This is a genomic window from Phycicoccus sp. Soil802 (assembly GCF_001429605.1).
Lineage (GTDB): Bacteria > Actinomycetota > Actinomycetes > Actinomycetales > Dermatophilaceae > Pedococcus.
In genome coordinates this window covers 459,050-474,822 of the sequence record NZ_LMSS01000007.1, presented here as the reverse complement: position 1 = coordinate 474,822, position 15,773 = coordinate 459,050, and the positions used below count along the sequence as shown (strand labels likewise).

15 protein-coding genes are annotated in these 15,773 nt (G+C 66.1%); 14 read left to right on the top strand and 1 reads right to left on the bottom strand.

All coding sequences use genetic code 11. From position 1 onward, the window contains the following. Positions 1–122 precede the first annotated feature (122 nt). The 9 genes from ASG91_RS19095 to ASG91_RS19055 all read left to right on the top strand — a co-directional run bounded on the left by ASG91_RS19095 (position 123) and on the right by ASG91_RS19055 (position 10,463). Positions 123–2,621: an ATP-binding cassette domain-containing protein gene (locus tag ASG91_RS19095; protein ID WP_056924197.1), complete on the top strand. Its 2,499-nt coding sequence runs from the start codon at positions 123–125 to the stop codon at positions 2,619–2,621. A 106-nt stretch (positions 2,622–2,727) separates the two neighbouring features. Then, positions 2,728–3,510 (top strand): SDR family NAD(P)-dependent oxidoreductase, encoded by a 783-nt coding sequence (locus tag ASG91_RS19090; protein ID WP_056924196.1) that lies wholly within the window; start codon positions 2,728–2,730, stop codon positions 3,508–3,510. 234 nt (positions 3,511–3,744) lie between these two features. After that, entirely contained in the window at positions 3,745–4,767 is a 1,023-nt protein-coding gene (locus ASG91_RS19085) for a cytochrome P450 (protein ID WP_157606431.1), read from the top strand. Positions 4,768–4,806: 39 nt separating this feature from the next. Next, the gene (locus ASG91_RS19080; RefSeq protein ID WP_082594335.1) at positions 4,807–5,559 is read left to right on the top strand and encodes an SDR family NAD(P)-dependent oxidoreductase; all 753 of its coding nucleotides are present in this window, start codon (positions 4,807–4,809) and stop codon (positions 5,557–5,559) included. Between the two features lie 60 nt (positions 5,560–5,619). After that, complete coding sequence (locus tag ASG91_RS19075) at positions 5,620–6,150, top strand: hypothetical protein (RefSeq protein WP_056924285.1); 531 nt, start codon at positions 5,620–5,622, stop codon at positions 6,148–6,150. Positions 6,151–6,274: 124 nt separating this feature from the next. After that, a complete protein-coding gene (locus ASG91_RS19070; protein WP_200961363.1) occupies positions 6,275–7,273 on the top strand; it encodes a zinc-binding dehydrogenase in 999 nt (332 codons plus the stop codon). Between the two features lie 95 nt (positions 7,274–7,368). Then, positions 7,369–8,418 carry an NAD(P)-dependent oxidoreductase gene (locus tag ASG91_RS19065; RefSeq protein ID WP_056924192.1) on the top strand — a complete coding sequence of 350 codons (1,050 nt, stop codon included), beginning with the start codon at positions 7,369–7,371 and terminating at the stop codon, positions 8,416–8,418. A 118-nt stretch (positions 8,419–8,536) separates the two neighbouring features. Next, entirely contained in the window at positions 8,537–9,370 is an 834-nt protein-coding gene (locus tag ASG91_RS19060; RefSeq protein ID WP_056924191.1) for a mycofactocin-coupled SDR family oxidoreductase, read from the top strand. A gap of 70 nt (positions 9,371–9,440) precedes the next feature. Further along, positions 9,441–10,463: an amidohydrolase gene (locus ASG91_RS19055; RefSeq protein ID WP_056924190.1), complete on the top strand. Its 1,023-nt coding sequence runs from the start codon at positions 9,441–9,443 to the stop codon at positions 10,461–10,463. Positions 10,464–10,521: 58 nt separating this feature from the next. On the opposite strand, the gene ASG91_RS19050 is transcribed toward ASG91_RS19055, so the two are convergent. Continuing rightward, complete coding sequence (locus tag ASG91_RS19050; RefSeq protein ID WP_056924189.1) at positions 10,522–10,923, bottom strand: nuclear transport factor 2 family protein; 402 nt, start codon at positions 10,921–10,923, stop codon at positions 10,522–10,524. A 117-nt stretch (positions 10,924–11,040) separates the two neighbouring features. Here ASG91_RS19050 and ASG91_RS19045 point away from each other — a divergent pair, with 117 nt between their 5' ends. The 5 genes from ASG91_RS19045 to ASG91_RS19025 all read left to right on the top strand — a co-directional run bounded on the left by ASG91_RS19045 (position 11,041) and on the right by ASG91_RS19025 (position 15,668). After that, positions 11,041–11,847, top strand: coding sequence for a sugar phosphate isomerase/epimerase (locus tag ASG91_RS19045; RefSeq protein ID WP_056924188.1), 807 nt, complete (start codon positions 11,041–11,043; stop codon positions 11,845–11,847). Positions 11,848–11,924: 77 nt separating this feature from the next. Beyond that, complete coding sequence (locus tag ASG91_RS19040) at positions 11,925–12,230, top strand: carboxymuconolactone decarboxylase family protein (RefSeq protein WP_157606430.1); 306 nt, start codon at positions 11,925–11,927, stop codon at positions 12,228–12,230. Between the two features lie 9 nt (positions 12,231–12,239). Beyond that, on the top strand, positions 12,240–13,220 hold the full coding sequence (locus ASG91_RS19035) for an Ldh family oxidoreductase (protein WP_056924186.1): 981 nt from the start codon (positions 12,240–12,242) through the stop codon (positions 13,218–13,220). A gap of 150 nt (positions 13,221–13,370) precedes the next feature. After that, positions 13,371–14,837 carry an aldehyde dehydrogenase gene (locus ASG91_RS19030; RefSeq protein WP_056924185.1) on the top strand — a complete coding sequence of 489 codons (1,467 nt, stop codon included), beginning with the start codon at positions 13,371–13,373 and terminating at the stop codon, positions 14,835–14,837. 312 nt (positions 14,838–15,149) lie between these two features. Next, positions 15,150–15,668: a carboxymuconolactone decarboxylase family protein gene (locus ASG91_RS19025; RefSeq protein WP_162257557.1), complete on the top strand. Its 519-nt coding sequence runs from the start codon at positions 15,150–15,152 to the stop codon at positions 15,666–15,668. Positions 15,669–15,773: the final 105 nt, after the last annotated feature.

Here is a 15,773-nt window from a genome sequence, read left to right as displayed (position 1 = left end):
GCATCGCTTGGGTTGAGGCCCGGTCGGCTCTTACGGGGGCCGACCGGGCACCTCACCCACCAGACCCCGCTGGAATGGCGGGCCACCGACCTTCGAAACCCGAACGGATGGAGCTGTAGGCCATGACCACTGTGGTGACCCAGCCGATGGTGGAAACCGGTGTCGTCCTCAGGGGCGTCAGCAAGTCCTACCCCGGCGTCAAGGCGCTGTCGGATGTCGACTTCGACTGCCGGCCGGGAGAAGTGCATGCACTGGTCGGCGAGAACGGGTCCGGGAAATCCACCTTGATCAAGATCGCAGCCGGTGTCCTCACGCCCGACGCCGGCACAGTCTCGATCGCCGGTCAGTCGGTCGCCCGCGGCAGCATCAAGCAGGCCCGAAAGCTGGGCCTCATGACGGCATACCAGGACACTGCCCTGGTCGCGGAGCTGACGGTCGAGGAGAACCTGGCACTCTCCTTCGACGCCATTGACGAGCCCAGGCCCCCTGACCTGCGCAAGCTCCTGCGACGCTTCGACCTTCCGTTTCCGATCAACGCCACGGTATCGGCGCTCGGGCCCGGCGCCCGACAGCTCCTGGAAGTCGCGCGAGCCATGAGCCACCAGCCCAAGGTGCTGCTTCTGGACGAGCCGACGGCTGCCCTAGACATGCGGTTGGCCGGTCATCTCGAGCACTTGGTGCGCGAGGCGCGGAACGACGGAACCGCCATCGTCTACGTCAGTCACAGGTTGGAGGAGGTGCGTCGGCTCGCCGACCGTCTCACGGTTCTGCGGGACGGTGTCATCCGTGGAACGCACGACACGAACACCTGGGACGTCGACGACATAGTGGAGCTGATGGTTGGGGCACCTACCGAGCTCGAGTTCCCCCCGCGGGTGACCCCCACCACGGGGGCCGTCCGGCTCGAGGTGCGCGACTTCGCCGGAGCGGGCTACGGACCCTTGTCAATGTCTGTCCGTGGCGGTGAGATCGTCGGTGTCGCCGGTGCCGAAGGCAATGGCCAGCGAGCCGTCCTCCGGGGCCTCATCGGAGCCGGGCACGAGGCCGGCGAGATCCTCGTCGACGGTGCGCCCCTGAGGCGCAACCGGCCTGACAAGGCTCTGGCGGCTGGCATCAGCTTCCAGAGTGGAGATCGCGCAGCGGAGTCGATCTTTGCCCCCCTGCCACTCGTGGACAACCTCACGGCGCAGTCTGGGTCGGCGATGGGTCCGCTTGGTGTCGCACGCCTGCAGCGGCTGCGGGCCATGTTCGTCCTGGCCTCGCGGCAGTTCGGGATAGTCGCGGCGTCACCGTTCCAGCCGATCAGTGCCCTCTCAGGCGGGAACCAGCAGAAGATCGTGTTGGCCCGGCCGACGCTGCGCCAGCCCAAGGTCCTTGTGGTGGACGAACCCACCCAAGGCGTCGATGCTCGGGCCCGGATGGACATCTACCGGATGCTCGCGGACGCCGCCGACCACGGAGTCGCCGTGCTCGTGAACTCCTCGGACTCCTCAGAGCTCGCGGGGCTGTGCGACCGCGTCTACGTGATGTCGCGAGGGCGGATCAGCCAGGAGCTGGAGGGACCGACCACCGAGGCCGAGATCGTCCGTAGCTTCGTGAGCGCCGCCGGAGTGGAGGAGGACGGAGGTGGCCAAGCTGCCGTCTCCTCCTTCGTCAACCGCGCCCTCGGTGGGCTCTCATCACGCATCCCGATAGTCGCCCTCGCCGTACTGTGCACCTTGATGGCTCTGTACACAGGTTCCCAGTCAGATGTCTTCTGGACGGGCCCCAACCTCGCCAACCTGTTGTTGCTGACGTTGCCGCTCGGGTTCGTCGCGCTTGGCCAGCAGTACACCATGCTCTCCGGTGGGTTCGACCTGTCCATCGGGGCGACGATGAGCCTGACGGTGGTGGCCGCGTCGATCACCCTGCCAGACCTGGGACCTCTCTCCTTGCTGAGGTCCGTCGGCGCCTTCCTCCTGATCGCCCTGGTCGTCGGAGCCTTCAACGCGGTCCTCATCGGTCTGCTCAAGGTGAACGCCATCGTTGCCACCATCGCGACGACAGGCATCGTGCAGGGCGTCGCCATCGTCCTGCGACCGGAGCCAGGTGGCTTCATCGCTCCGGAGCTGACCACCGCCTTCAGCCAGGGCGTGGGGTTCATCCCCGGGGCCTTCCTGCTGCTCGTCGCCCTCGCTGTCGCACTCGAAGTGTGGTTGCACCGCGGGCGGGGTGGCTTGGCGCTTCGGGCCGTCGGCTTCGATGCACAGGCCAGCGACCGGGTAGGGCGTCGGGCCGTGATCGTCCGATCGGTCGGGCTGGTGGTCTGCGCCTTCGGTGCTGTCCTGGGAGGTATCTGTGTGGCGTCCCTGACGGGAATCGGGACCAACGACGTGGGGGGCGGCTATACACTGCCCTGTTTCGCGGCTGTCTTCCTCGGCGGTGCAGCACTCAGCGGAGGTCGTGGTTCCTTCGTTGGCGCCCTGCTGGGCGCCCTCTTCCTCTCCCTGCTCGACAATGCGACGCCGTTGCTGGACGTACCCAACGGTGCCAAGCAGGCGGCCTATGGGCTCATCCTGATCGTGGCTGTCGGCTCCTATGCAGTGGCTGAGCGACGACGCGGCCACGGCCGGGGCAGGTGACCGGTGTCCACACCGCGATCAGCCCTCATGTCGCCCCACGGCACACGCGTGAAACAGGTTTGTCACTACCCCGTTCCATCAGCACCCCACATCGAAGGAGCATGTCATGGCTGAAACCGAGGACCAGCGCTTCGCCGGGAAGGTAGCCCTCGTCACCGGGGCAGGCAGCGGAATCGGGCGTGCGACGGCAGTGGCGTTCGCCAGGGCCGGCGCGGACTTGGTGCTGGTCGACATCGACGCGGAGGGCCTGGCGGAGTCTGAGCAGCTCGTGGAGAAGGAAGGCGCAGCAGTCCTCGCCGTCACCACTGACGTGACAAAGGCCGCCGACGTTCAAGCCGCGGTTGACCGCGCTGTCGACAGGTTCGGGCGCATCGACGTCTGCTTCAACAACGCGGGTATCGAACAGCCCTACGGCAAGATCGAAGACGTCTCGGAAGAGGCTTGGGACAGACTGGTCGCGGTCAATCTGCGCGGCGTCTACCTGGGGATGAAGTTCGTCGTGCCGGTCATGCTGCGCAACGGCGGAGGGTCCATCGTGAACACTGCGTCGACGGCGGGCGTGATCGGCATCGCCGGCCAGGCGGCATATTGCGCCACGAAGTTTGGCGTCATCGGCCTCACCAAGAGCGTCGCCTTGGAACACGCCAAGGCCAACATCCGTGTGAATGCCATCTGCCCCGGCGTGATCGACACCGTGATGATCGAGCGGATCTCCAAGACGGCCGCGAACGGGTACGACAGCATGGTCGCCCAGGAGCCGATCGGACGATTGGGCAAGGCCGAGGAGATCGCCTCTGCCGTGCTCTGGCTCAGCTCCACCGACGGGGCGTTCACCACTGGCAGCGCCATGGTGGTCGACGGCGGGCAGTCGGTCGGACTGGGCGGTTGAGTGGTGGCATCCAGCTGGTCGGACATCGACGACGGCCTCCTCAACCCCGAGTGGTACGCCGCCGGTGAGCCTCACGACGCGTTCACCCTGCTGCGTCAAGAAGACCCGGTGCACTGGGCGCAACCGTCCGACTACGGGCGACCCTTCTGGGCCGTCACCACGTACGAGCACGTCGTCGGCGTCCTGAACGATCCCGGGAACTTCAGCAACTACCGCGACACGAAACCTCCCCGGGTGGCCGCGAGGCTGACTGCCTCCGAGCTCTACCAGCGCGGCACTGACGTCTTCCTGACCCATCTGGACCCGCCCCTGCACACCTTGCACCGGCAACCGGTGGAGGGGCACTTTCAAGCGGCCTCCATCTCGACCATGCGTGCGGACGTCGAGGCCGTCGTCGACGAACTGCTGGGCACGGCCGCACTGCACGACCGGTTCGACCTGATGCAGGGACCAGCAGCCGACATGCCGATGTACGTGCTTATGCGCTTCTTGGGCGTTCCGCGCGACGACTGGGAGTGGTTGCGCAGTCAGGTGTCCAGGATCTTCACCCCGGACGACCCGGAGTATGCGGTGGAGGGCCGATCCGCCGAGGAGATCGTCAGTGACGCCCGCCATGCCATCGCGGACTACAGCGCCCAGCTGGCCAGGACAAAACGCAGCCACCCGGCCGATGACTTCGGCAGTCTCCTGGCCAGGACCGTGGTCGACGGCACGCGGCTCGATGACCACGAGACGGGAGCGTGGCTGTCGTTGCTCCTTGCCGCGGGCATCGCGACGACTCGGAACACTGCGGTCGCGGCCCTCTGGCTCCTACACCAGAACCCCGCTCAACGCGCTGCTCTGGCCGCACAACCGGCCCTCATCGATCAAGCAGTCGAGGAGGTACTGAGGTGGATCACTCCCGTGAGGTCGCGCCTTCGAGTTGCACGCTTCGACACCACGATCGGCGACCGGCGCATCAGCGCGGGGGACTGGGTCGTCCCGTTCCTCTCGTCAGCGAACCGTGACGAGACCGTCTTCGCTGACCCCCATGCGTTCGACATACAACGGGAGCGCAAGAGCCATGTGTCGCTGGGTGAGGGCATCCACAAGTGCCTCGGGATGCACCTTGTCCGCCTGGAGCTCGGCGTCTTCCTGACAAAGTTCCTGGCCCAGTTTCCACACTTCTCCATTCCCAACGCCGACCAGCCGCAGTGGATCGTGGACCACGTCCTCAACGGGTTCTCCACGATGCAGGTCGAGTTGCGCCCGCGGTAGCGCGCTCACCGTGATGACCAGACAAGCGAGGAGGAGCCAGTGGACAAGACGGTTGTGGTGGTGGGCGGAACCTCGGGCATCGGCTTGAGAGCTGTCGAGCGTCTGCTAGAGCAAGGCTGGACAGTGTGGGCTCTCGGCAGCCGGGAGCGGCTGTCCGCTGTTGTCGCGGATGAGGAACGTCTCACCTATGTGCAGTGTGACGTCAGGAGTGCCGACGCCATCCGTGAGGCGTTCGACCGCATACGGCAGTCATGCTCCTCGCTTCGTGCGCTGATCTACTCCGCCGGGGTCAATATCACCGGCGAGCTCGGGACCATATCCCTGGAAGACGCTGACGTCATGTTCGACATCAACCTCAAGGGTCCCTGGCTGACGCTGCGAGAAGCCATCCCCATGTTGCGCGAGTCTGCAGCGCCGGACGACCCAGCTCGCGTGATCGTGATCGGGTCCATCGGCGGAATCCGGCCGAAGGTCTCCGGCGGCATCTACGGCGCCACGAAGGCGGCGGCCCACGTCCTGGCCCAGGTCGCTGCGGCCGAGCTGGGGCCCCAGGGCATTGCGGTCAACGTCGTGGCACCGGGCTCTACGGACACCCCCATGATCGCCGCCGCGACAAAGGCGGGCGCCGAGTCGGGCTATCGCGCGTCAGGTACCTCGCCGCTCGGCCGGATCGGCTCGCCTGACGACGTCGCGGACGTCATCTTCTTCTTGCTCAGCGACGCCGCGAAGTACGTCAACGGTGTCGTCCTGCCGGTGGACGGTGGGACCCGAGCGGCCTACAACAACCGATGATGCGACAACCGGTCCATGTGGTCCCAGTGCGTGGAGGCCAGCGCTCGTGTGGAGCCGGCGATGGATGAGCGACGCGAGGTTCGGGCACGGCGTGTCGTGATGGGGTTGGACGCGCAGGGCCGCTCGACTGTGGTGCAGGACGGTTACACCGAGACCCGGCTGGTGACGCCCGCGTGGACCTTGAACCACCTGTGGGAGTCGGACCGTGTCCCCAACGACGTGATGGCGGAGAGCACGCTGACCGGCTCTGCGGTCATCCTCCCTCCGCCGTGCGGCTACAAGTACATGGTCACGACCTACCACCCGGACAGTAGCTGGGATTACGACGAAGGCTATGGCGATGCGCTCGCCGCCGGCGGTGCCAGCGAGTCGCTCGTCAGGGGCGACATCCCGGGGCTCCATGCGACCGACACCGTCGACATCGTGACGCTCATCTCCGGCGAGCTGTGGGCTGTCTCGGAGACGGGGGAGACGCTCCTGCGTCCCGGTGACACCTTCGTACAGCGTGGAACCAAGCACACCTGGCAGAACCGCAGTGACCGAGATGCCGTGGCAGTCGCCATCATGATCGGCGCCCGCAGGACTGCCTGACCGGACGCAGGACATGCTCGGCGGGCCATGGCGCCGACGACTCAACGAACGGTCCCCGACAAGCGGGGATGGACGACCCAGGAGGGTGACAGTGCGAGGCGCAGTATTCACCGGTGACCGCACCGTGGAGCTTCTGGAGTTCAACGATCCCACCCCCGGGCCGGGCGAGGTGGTCGTCGCTGTGCGGGCCTCGGGTATGTGCGGAAGCGACCTGCGCTTTTACCGTGACCCTCCGGGCGGGGACAACACCACAGGCGCCACCATTGCCGGCCACGAGCCGGCGGGTGTCGTGCACGCCGTCGGCCCCGGTGTCGACCCCGGCGTTGCAGCCGTCGGCGACCGGGTGATGGTGCACCACTACGTCGGCTGCAGCGTGTGTGACCTCTGCCGGTCCGGCTGGCCCCAGATGTGCCGCCGCGCTCTGCGCGTGTTCGGTACCCACATCCACGGAGCCCACGCTCCCCTGCTACGTGCGCCGGCCGCCACGATCGTGCCGCTCGACGACTCCTTGTCGTTCGAGGCAGGGGCCGCGATCGCCTGCGGTACGGGTACGGCCTGGGGTGGACTGCATCGCTTGGGTGACCTCGCGGGAACCACAGTGGCCGTCTTCGGCCAAGGCCCGGTGGGGCTTTCGGCGACCTTGCTCGCCACTGCCCTTGGCGCTCGCGTCATCGCCATAGATCCGGTCGCCGGCCGACGCGACAGCGCGTTGCGCGCCGGTGCCCACGCAACCCTTGACCCCGAGGAATGCGACGTGCGGACTGCCGTCGAGGACGTTACCCACGGTGCAGGTGTGGCCTCGGTGCTCGAGACATCCGGGGCGTCACGAGCAATCGCCGACGGCCTTGAGCTCTTGGCTCCCTGGGGACGCATCGCGCTGGTCGGGCTGGGGGGCGAAGTCCGGTTTCCGGTGCTGGGGGCGCACCGCCGGCAGATCAGTGTCCTTCCCTCCATCTCCATGTCGATCATGGCCCAGCGGCAGTGCGCCGAGTTCGTGGTCTCTCGAAACGTGGACATCGACGGGCTCTTCACCCATCGCTGGCGACTGGAGCAGGTCGCCGAGGCCTACGAGTGGTTCGCGCAGCAGGACGCCGGCAAGGGCGTCATCGTTTTCGACAGTTGACGAGACGGTCGCGCGCACTGGTTGACCGACAATTGCGTTCGCTATAACATACGGTTGTTCGTAGTGATGAACGCCCTCAACCCAAGGAGAGTGACGTGACGGTTCTGGTCACCGGAGTCGGATTCGTCGGCGGACACGCCGTCAAGGAGCTCCTTGCCACGGGGAGGGACGTCGTGCTCTTCGGGTACCTCGGAGGAACCGGCGACGCCGCGGGTGAGCTGCCGGAGGTCGATTACCTGGACTACCTCATCGGCGGCGGCCTGCGGGACAAGGTCAAGATCGTGGTCGGAGACGTGGGCGACCTCAAGCAGATGACGAAGGCAGCCGAGGACAACGGTGCCCGAGCCGTCATGCACTTCGCTTCCATGCTGCCGGGGACCGCGGAGGCGCAGCCGTGGCTGGGCGCCCACGTCAACGTCATGGGGACGGCCAACGCTTTCGAGGTGGCCGCACGGCTGGAGATGGAGAAGGTGGTCTGGGCGAGCAGCAGCAGTGTGTTCGGTTCGCGCTCCGCGGGTCCGACCGGAGTGGTCAGCGACCAGTCCATGTACGACCCTCCGAACGCGTACGGCGCCGCCAAGATCATGGGCGAGCGCATGGCGCGCGCCTACGCTCGCAAGCACGACCTGAACATCACGGGTGTTCGACCCATGCGTGTGTACGGTTTTGGGGAGCACGTGAAGCTCAGTCGAGGCGGCGGCAGCTCGTGGCTCTCGAACCTGCTTTACAAGCCTGCGGTCGGAGAGAGTCCGGTCGAAGTGCCATTTGGCAGACGTAGCCTCGGGTTCCTCTACGTCGAGGACCTGGTCTCGGCGATGGTGAGTGCGTTGGACTTCAAGGAGCCCGAGGGCTCCGGCAACTACCTCATCGATGGTGATCACCGTCCGATCCGGGAGGCAGTCGAGTTCGTACGACGCCTCTTGCCGGAAGCGCAGATCGACCTGAATGACGACGACCTGCCGCTGGCGCCCGGAGCGACGCTCAACTTCGAGATGAAGACGGACTCCAGCGGTGCAACCGCCGCCTTCGGATACCGGGCTCGGCACAGCATGGAAGCCGGCGTGTTCAAGACGATCAATGGGAACCGGATCCACGCCGGACTTCCGGCGCTCGAAGAGCCACCAGAGGCGGCAGTCAGGCCGTAGAAGTAGCGGGCGCAGTCGTCGCCCGGCTCAGCGTGAGCCTTGGAGTGGCCGGTCATCGGGTCAGCACACGGGCAGCAGCAGGACAGTGAACCCCCCCACAAGCAGGAGGAGAGGCGTCATGGGACGTGTCGAAGGCAAGGTCGCTTTCATCACCGGAGCGGCGCGCGGCCAGGGCCGGTCGCACGCGATTCGGCTGGCGGAGGAGGGCGCGGACATCATCGCGATCGACGCCTGCGCCGATCAGCCGAACCTGCCGTACCCCGGCGCCACCGAAGATGACCTGCAGCAGACTGTGAAGGCGGTCGACGCACTCGGCCGACGCATCATCGCGAGGAAGGCCGACGTCCGGGACTTCGCTGCCTTGAAAGCGGCGGTGGACGAAGGCGTCGAGAAGCTCGGCCGGTTGGACATCGTCGTGGGCAACGCCGGCATCGGCGCCATCCCCAAGCGTGCCGACGAGTTCTCCGAGGAAGTGTGGAACGACATGCTCGACGTCAACCTCACGGGCGTCTGGCGCACGGTCCGAGCCGCCTTGCCACACATCCGCGCCGGAAAGCGCGGTGGCTCGATCATCCTCACCAGTTCCATCGGCGGGCTCAAGGCGTTTCCCAACATGGGTCACTACGTGGCCGCAAAGCACGGGGTCGTGGGGATCGCCCGCACCTTCGCACGTGAGCTGGCCACTGAGTTCATCCGCGTGAACACCGTCCACCCGACGGCGGTGCCCACGGACCTGTTGCACAACGAGACGTTCTACCGGCTCTTCCGTCCGGATCTGGACGCGCCGACCGCGGAGGACATGATTCCGGCCGCCACGGCCGACAACGAGATGCCGATTCCCTGGGTGGACCCCGTGGACATCTCCAACGCCGTGCTCTGGCTGGCCTCGGACGAGGCCCGCTTCGTCACTGGAGTGGCGCTTCCGGTCGACGCAGGCTGCATGCTCAAGTAGAAGACCAGTGAGGCGGCCGGGGGAGTGCGGGGCTCGCGTGCCGGTCACGCACGGTAGTCCGGAGGTGGACATGGCTCAGCCCGAGATCGAGGTCCTGGACGTCGACCTCGAGATCGTCGATGCCCACCATCACCTGTGGCCGGCTGCCGGGGCCGTGGTCTCGTTGCAGCCGGGGCCGGGGCAACAAGTGCAGAAGGGCTCCCGCGTCCCCGACTCCCAGGCGTACTCCCTGGCCGACTTCACCACCGATGCGACAGCCGGGCACCGGGTCGTCGGGTCAGTCTTCGTCGAGTGCTCGGCGTTCTATCGGTCCGAGGGGCCGGAGCGCTCGAGACCTGTGGGGGAGACGGAGGCGGTCGCGCGTCTGGCGTCCCCGTACGGACTGTGTAGTGGCATCGTGGCGTTCGCCGATCTGATGCTGGGCTCCGCGGTCGGCGAGGTCCTCGACGAGCATCAGGAGGTCGGGGGTGAGCGGTTCAAGGGGATCAGGCACTCGGTGGCCTGGGACAGCGATCCAGAGGTCTTCGCGACCTATCGCCGCCCCCCCGCCGGTTTGTTGCTCGACAAGGCCTTCCTCGCCGGTGCGGGCCAGCTCGCCGAGCGGGGGCTCACCTTCGACACCTGGCTCAACTTCCACCAACTGCCGGAGCTGGTGACCTTCGCCGCGCACCACCCCGACCTCACCGTCGTACTGGACCACCTCGGTGGGCCGGCAGTCACCGGTCGACACGCGCACCGGCGTAACGACGTGCGCGAGGAGTGGCGTGCCGGCATCATCGCCGCAAGTCGTCAGCGCAACGTCGTGATCAAGCTGGGGGCTGTGGGTATGCGCGCCTTCACGGGCGCGGAGCTCTTCGATGGCGGGCCCGCGTCGGCGCAGGCCATCGCGGACTACTGGGCCGATGACATCCGTTTCTGCATCGACACGTTCGGTCCGGACCGCTGCATGTTCGAGAGCAATTTTCCGGTCGACCGCGCCCTGTGCGACTACGTCACGCTGTGGAACGCCTTCAAGCTGATCGCGGCACCGTACTCACGCCCGGAGAGGAGCCAGCTCTTCGCCGGGACCGCCTCTTCCACGTATCGCCTCTGAAGGCCACCTGCCCGACCGTGACCGGGCGACTACGTGAGCCTCGCGAAGGCGCGCATGGTCAACGCGCGGGCATGTATGCGGCGGGCACCTGGTCGCGCACGACACGGCGGTTCAGCTTCCATACGCCGTCCTGCGCCACGAACTCATCGTGGTACCGACCCACGGCTGCGACCGTCCACCCGATCTCGGCATGGGTCAGGAAGACGAAGTCACTGATGGTGGCGATGTGGTCATCATGTTCGCGCATGACGGTGTTGACCACGACATGACGTTGTGCGCTGGTGGGCGCGATCGCAGCAAGGACCTCGTGGATCTGCTGGCGGCCGACGTAGGTACCCGACGGGACCTGCCACACCGCGTCCTCAGTGAACATGTCGATGTAGTCGTCCGTTCGACCATCATCAGCGGCGTGGGCAATCTCGGCCAGCCTGTTTCTCACGGCGGCGTCCGCTCCGAGCATCTCCACTCCTTGGGGCTCCGACTTGCCTGGCGCAGGACGCAGGCACTTGCTTGACGACGGTAGCTGTTCACAATACGGTTCACAAGTTCGTATAAGAGAACTATGACAGTAAGGGCAATGATGCGCCGACTCTCACTCTCTCCCTCGACCCTCTTGCCGTGCAGCCCTCTCGAGCACCTCGATGCCGCGTTGGCAGCGGGATTTGAGTCCACCGGGCTGCGCGTGGTGCCCTCGCTCAGCACCGACGTGGACGTGATGGCCGATCGGGCGTTGCAGGACCAGATCTCCAAGCGCGTTGCTGAGACCGGGCTGGAGGTCTTCGACATCGAGGTCATCAGGGTCTCGCCGGGGATCGATCTCGGGTCGGTGGAGGCCGTCCTCGAGTTCGCGGCGGGACTGGGCGCTCGGTGGCTGGCAGCCACGTCTCTATCGCTGGAGGACTACCGGCCCGAGGATGAGCCAGTGCTGGTCGAACGCCTGGGTGAGATCGGGGAGCTCACTGCGAAGTACGACATGGGTCTGATGCTGGAGTTCATGGCCTTTCGTGGCCTGCGCACCCTGGCGGACGCTGCACGAGTCATCGCCGCATCAGGTTCATCGAACGTCAGCATCACCCTGGATGCCCTGCATTTCTTCAGGAGTGGCGGCGTGATCGACGACCTTGCGTCGCTCGAACCGGGGAGCCTGGCTTGCATCCAGCTGTGCGACGGACCCGCCGACCCCCCCGAGGACCTGGTCGCGGAGGCTCGACAAGACCGCCTGTTCCCCGGTGAGGGGCAGTTGCCACTGGATGCGCTGCTCCGCGCCCTTCCTGCTGATCTACCTGCCAGTATTGAAGTCCCGTCGCTGTCCCGCTCCACGCTTCCTCTGGTCGATCGGGCCCGCTTGGCGGCCGCCTCGGCCCGACAGCTGCTCGATGGGTGAAGCAGTCGGTCGTCTCACGCGTGACCGCAGAAACGCACTCCCGCTGCAGGAAGGCATCTGGAACCATGGCTGAATCTTTGAGCAAGGCCCCCTCTGAGTACCTGGGGAGCGTCTCGGCCGAGGCCGGCGAGGCCTTCCGCGCCCTCAGGAACGCACTCCTGGACTCTGGACCTCTCGACCGGGTCACCTGCGAGCTGATCATGATCTCCAACTTGGCCAGCGCCGGCTACGAGGACTCCTTCAAGATCCATGCCAAGCGGCTCCTGGACGCCGACGTGCCGATGGCAGCCCTTAAGCAAGCCGTGGTGGTCCCACTCGGCGGGTCGACGGTCATCTTCCCGGTCGCGCGCGCTCTGTTGTGGCTCGAAGAACTCGAACGCTGAGCGACCAACATGAAGATGCCCATCAGTGAGGCCTTCGACCTTGCGGTAGAGGTACTCAGGGGCGGTGGCCTTTCCCGGCAGGGTGCGGAGGTCGTGGCGGCCCACCTCGTCGACGCGCACTGCACCGGCCACACATTTGCTGGACTGCCGCGGATCCCGACCCTGTTGGAGGGCATCGGCGAGCTGACCGGTGGGGTGCTCGAGGACCCCGAGGTCATCCGCGAAACGGCAACGACAGCGTGGGTCGACGGCAAGGGAAGCCTGGGATACATCGCTTGTCAGAAGGCAATCGAGCTGGGGATCGCCAAGGGGCGCGATCAGCCGGTCGTCATCGTGGGTGCGTGCAACGCCTACTACAGCGGTCGCTTGGGGTACTACGCAGAACAAGCAGCCCGAGCGGGACACGTCGTCATCCACACGAATAGCTCGTCTGCGGCGGTGGCAGCGCCGGGTGGCACGCGGCCGGTGCTGGGCACCAACCCTTTCTGCATCTCCTTTCCCACCAACCAAGGCGAGCTGACTGTCGACTTCTCCACAGCCGCCATCACCGAGGGTGCGGTACGCCTCGCGGCAGCGACAGGTGAGGAACTTCCACCGGGAGCTGCCATCGACGGGCTCGGCCGTGAGACCTCCGACCCGCAGGCGGCACTGGCCGGAGCCATCCTTCCGTGGGGTGGCCACAAGGGCTTTGCGTTGTCCATGGCCGTAGCGGCGCTCGGTGTGTTGGCAGGTGGGGCCGCCCTGCCCAACGAGGCGGCGAACCACGGCTACATCTTCGTTCTCGTACGGGCCGACACCTTTCTCGCACCCGGAGAGTTCCAGGACCGTCTCGACCTCCTGATCGACTACCTCCGGGATGGTGCCGCCTCGGTACGCATACCGGGTGAGCAGAGCTCGAAGAGGCGCGACCGCGCGCGATCCGAAGGATTCGTGGAGGTGCCGGACGAGGTTCTCGGCGAACTTCGGGCCCTGCGTGACGCACAGGTGTAGGCCGCAGAAGGCTGAATGCGGCCGCCGTGGGGTGGTCGTGGGGTTCGACCTTGGTGGGGCGCTTGACGCAGTCGTTTGACAGAGATCAGCGTTCTTCATAACGTACAAGCATTCGGAAATTCGAACGTTAGCGCCGAGGAGACTGACCACATGAGCTTGGAACGAAGCTACGAGTCGCTCTACATCGACGGTTCGTGGGTCGAGCCGACGGGGCGTGGTTCCATCGACGTGGTCTCTCCGACCACGGAAGAAGTCCTCGGATCGGTTCCGCATGCGTCGACGGTCGACGTCGACCGAGCCGTGAATGCTGCAAGGGTGGCGTTCGACCAGGGCCCGTGGCCACGGATGACGGTGGCGGAACGAGGCGAGGTGCTCCGACGTGTCCGCGCCGAGCTCGAACTCCTTCGGGACGATTTCGCGGAGCTCATCACCGACGAGATGGGCTGTCCCATCACGCAAGCAAAGGCCATCCAGCTCGGAGCCCCCCTGGGGTTGATCGATGCGTACCTCGATGTGGCGGACCACTTTCCCTTCCGCGACGTCCGCATCACCGACTCTGGAAGCGCCCTGGTGACGAAGGAGCCGCTCGGGGTGGTGGCCGCCGTAGTGCCATGGAACGTTCCCTTGATCGCTGCGATCCAGAAGCTCGCCCCGGCCCTGCTTGCTGGCTGCACGGTGGTCTTCAAGCCTGCGCCTGAAACGCCACTCAGCACCTTGGCCCTGGCCGGCCTTTTCCATGCGGCTGGGCTTCCACGCGGAGTGCTGAACATCGTGTGTGCTGAGCGCGACGTCAGCGAATACCTCGTCGCCCACCCGTCTGTCGACAAAGTGGCCTTCACGGGTTCTACTCTCGCCGGCCGACGGATCGCGTCGATCTGCGGCCACAACCTCACCCGCGTCACGCTCGAGCTGGGAGGCAAGTCGGCAGCGATCGTCCTGAGGGACGCCGACCTTGACGCCACAGTCGAATCCCTCCGACTCGGTTCATTTCGCAACAACGGTCAGATCTGCAGCCTGAAGACTCGCCTCATCGTGCCCGTCGAGCTACACGACGAGTTCGTCGACAGGATGAAGGGCCTTGTCGAATCGATGCCGGTGGGCGACCCGAGGGATCCGAAGACCCAGATCGGCCCGATGGTGACCCGGCGCCAACAGACCGTCGTGAGGGATTTCATCGCCTCCGGACACGCCCAAGGGGCCGAGGTGGTCGCTGGCGGTGCCTCGTTGGTCGGACTCGACACGGGCTGGTTCGTGGAGCCCACCGTGTTCTCGAAGGTCGACTCGACCATGCGGATCGCCCAAGAGGAGATCTTCGGTCCCGTCGTCGCGATTCTGACCTACGACAGCGTTGACGCGGCGATCCAGCTCGCCAACGACTCGGCGTACGGCCTCAGCGGAGCGGTCTTCGGAGCGGACGAGAGGGAAGCGCTTCGTGTCGCATCTCAGCTGCGGACCGGCGTTGTGGAGATCAACGGCAACCCTGTTGGCCTGCAAGCTCCCGTTGGCGGATTCAAGAACAGCGGGATCGGGCGTGAGGCCGGCATCGAAGGCATGGCTTCGTACACGGAGACGCGGTCTCACGGACTCAGGGCAGAGTTCGCGCGAACGCTCGTGTGACCGCGACCAATTGCGACGTCGACGTCGCGGCGAACGACCCGCATGGTCGGTTGTGGATGGGAAGGGACGATGTCAGCACACGAAGCAGCAAGGGAAGTGTCACCAGCAGGAGAGCCCGACTCGCTCGAGCGGCTGCTGTACGAAACCTGCGAGGCCGACCAGTTGGGCGCCAGCGCCTGGCGTGCGCGTGCTCTGAGCGCCGCTTCGGAGTACTGGCGGGCGTCCATGACCGGCCACCACCTGGACCGCCGGATGAGGGAGCTAGTCCTCGTGGGCATCCACGCGTCGCCAGCGTCCCTTCATGCCCCAGGTGTGGAACGCCACATCGAACGGGCGCTAAAGGCCGGAGCGACCCACGACGAAGTCATCGATGTGGTCTTCACCGTGGTCGGACTGGCCAACCACGCTCTCTACACGTCCGTGCCGATCCTGGACGAAGAGCTCGAGGCGGCGGGAGTCGTCGCCGAGCGCACTGCCCCGAGCCCGGCGTACCAAGCGGCCAAGGACGCTTTCATCGCATCGCGGGGCTTCTGGGAACAACGTCGCGATCTGATCGCCGAGCTCATCCCCGACTACTCAGCGGCGCTCGACCGCCTCTCCACTGAGGCCTGGAGGGGCGGGCCGCTGTCGCCCAAGGATCGAACCTTGGTGTGCATCGGAATCGACTCCACCGTGAACCACCTCTTCGAGCCGGGGCTGCGGCGCCACATCCGAAACGCCCTGGGGCACGGCGCCACCGCTGGCGAGATCCTTGAGGTCCTGCAGCTCGCTGGTGTCATCGGCCTGGAAAGCTACATCACCGGGACGCAGGTGCTCTTCGGCCGGGAATGAGGCGGCCGTGTCTTGACCCTACACACTCTTCGCCATAGCGTACAGGCGTACTTATTTACGAAAGCAGACGATTGCCCATGTGCGCGGGCGGAGAATGCCGCCGCC

What these genes read in the sequence shown, in the direction of transcription:
- ASG91_RS19095 (WP_056924197.1), top strand. Translation starts at nt 123, where the DNA reads ATGACCACTGTGGTGACCCAGCCGATGGTGGAAACCGGTGTCGTCCTC.
- ASG91_RS19090 (WP_056924196.1), top strand. Translation starts at nt 2,728, where the DNA reads ATGGCTGAAACCGAGGACCAGCGCTTCGCCGGGAAGGTAGCCCTCGTC.
- ASG91_RS19075 (WP_056924285.1), top strand. Translation starts at nt 5,620, where the DNA reads ATGGATGAGCGACGCGAGGTTCGGGCACGGCGTGTCGTGATGGGGTTG.
- ASG91_RS19060 (WP_056924191.1), top strand. Translation starts at nt 8,537, where the DNA reads ATGGGACGTGTCGAAGGCAAGGTCGCTTTCATCACCGGAGCGGCGCGC.
- ASG91_RS19055 (WP_056924190.1), top strand. Translation starts at nt 9,441, where the DNA reads ATGGCTCAGCCCGAGATCGAGGTCCTGGACGTCGACCTCGAGATCGTC.
- ASG91_RS19050 (WP_056924189.1), bottom strand. Translation starts at nt 10,923, where the DNA reads ATGCTCGGAGCGGACGCCGCCGTGAGAAACAGGCTGGCCGAGATTGCC.
- ASG91_RS19045 (WP_056924188.1), top strand. Translation starts at nt 11,041, where the DNA reads ATGATGCGCCGACTCTCACTCTCTCCCTCGACCCTCTTGCCGTGCAGC.
- ASG91_RS19035 (WP_056924186.1), top strand. Translation starts at nt 12,240, where the DNA reads ATGAAGATGCCCATCAGTGAGGCCTTCGACCTTGCGGTAGAGGTACTC.
- ASG91_RS19030 (WP_056924185.1), top strand. Translation starts at nt 13,371, where the DNA reads ATGAGCTTGGAACGAAGCTACGAGTCGCTCTACATCGACGGTTCGTGG.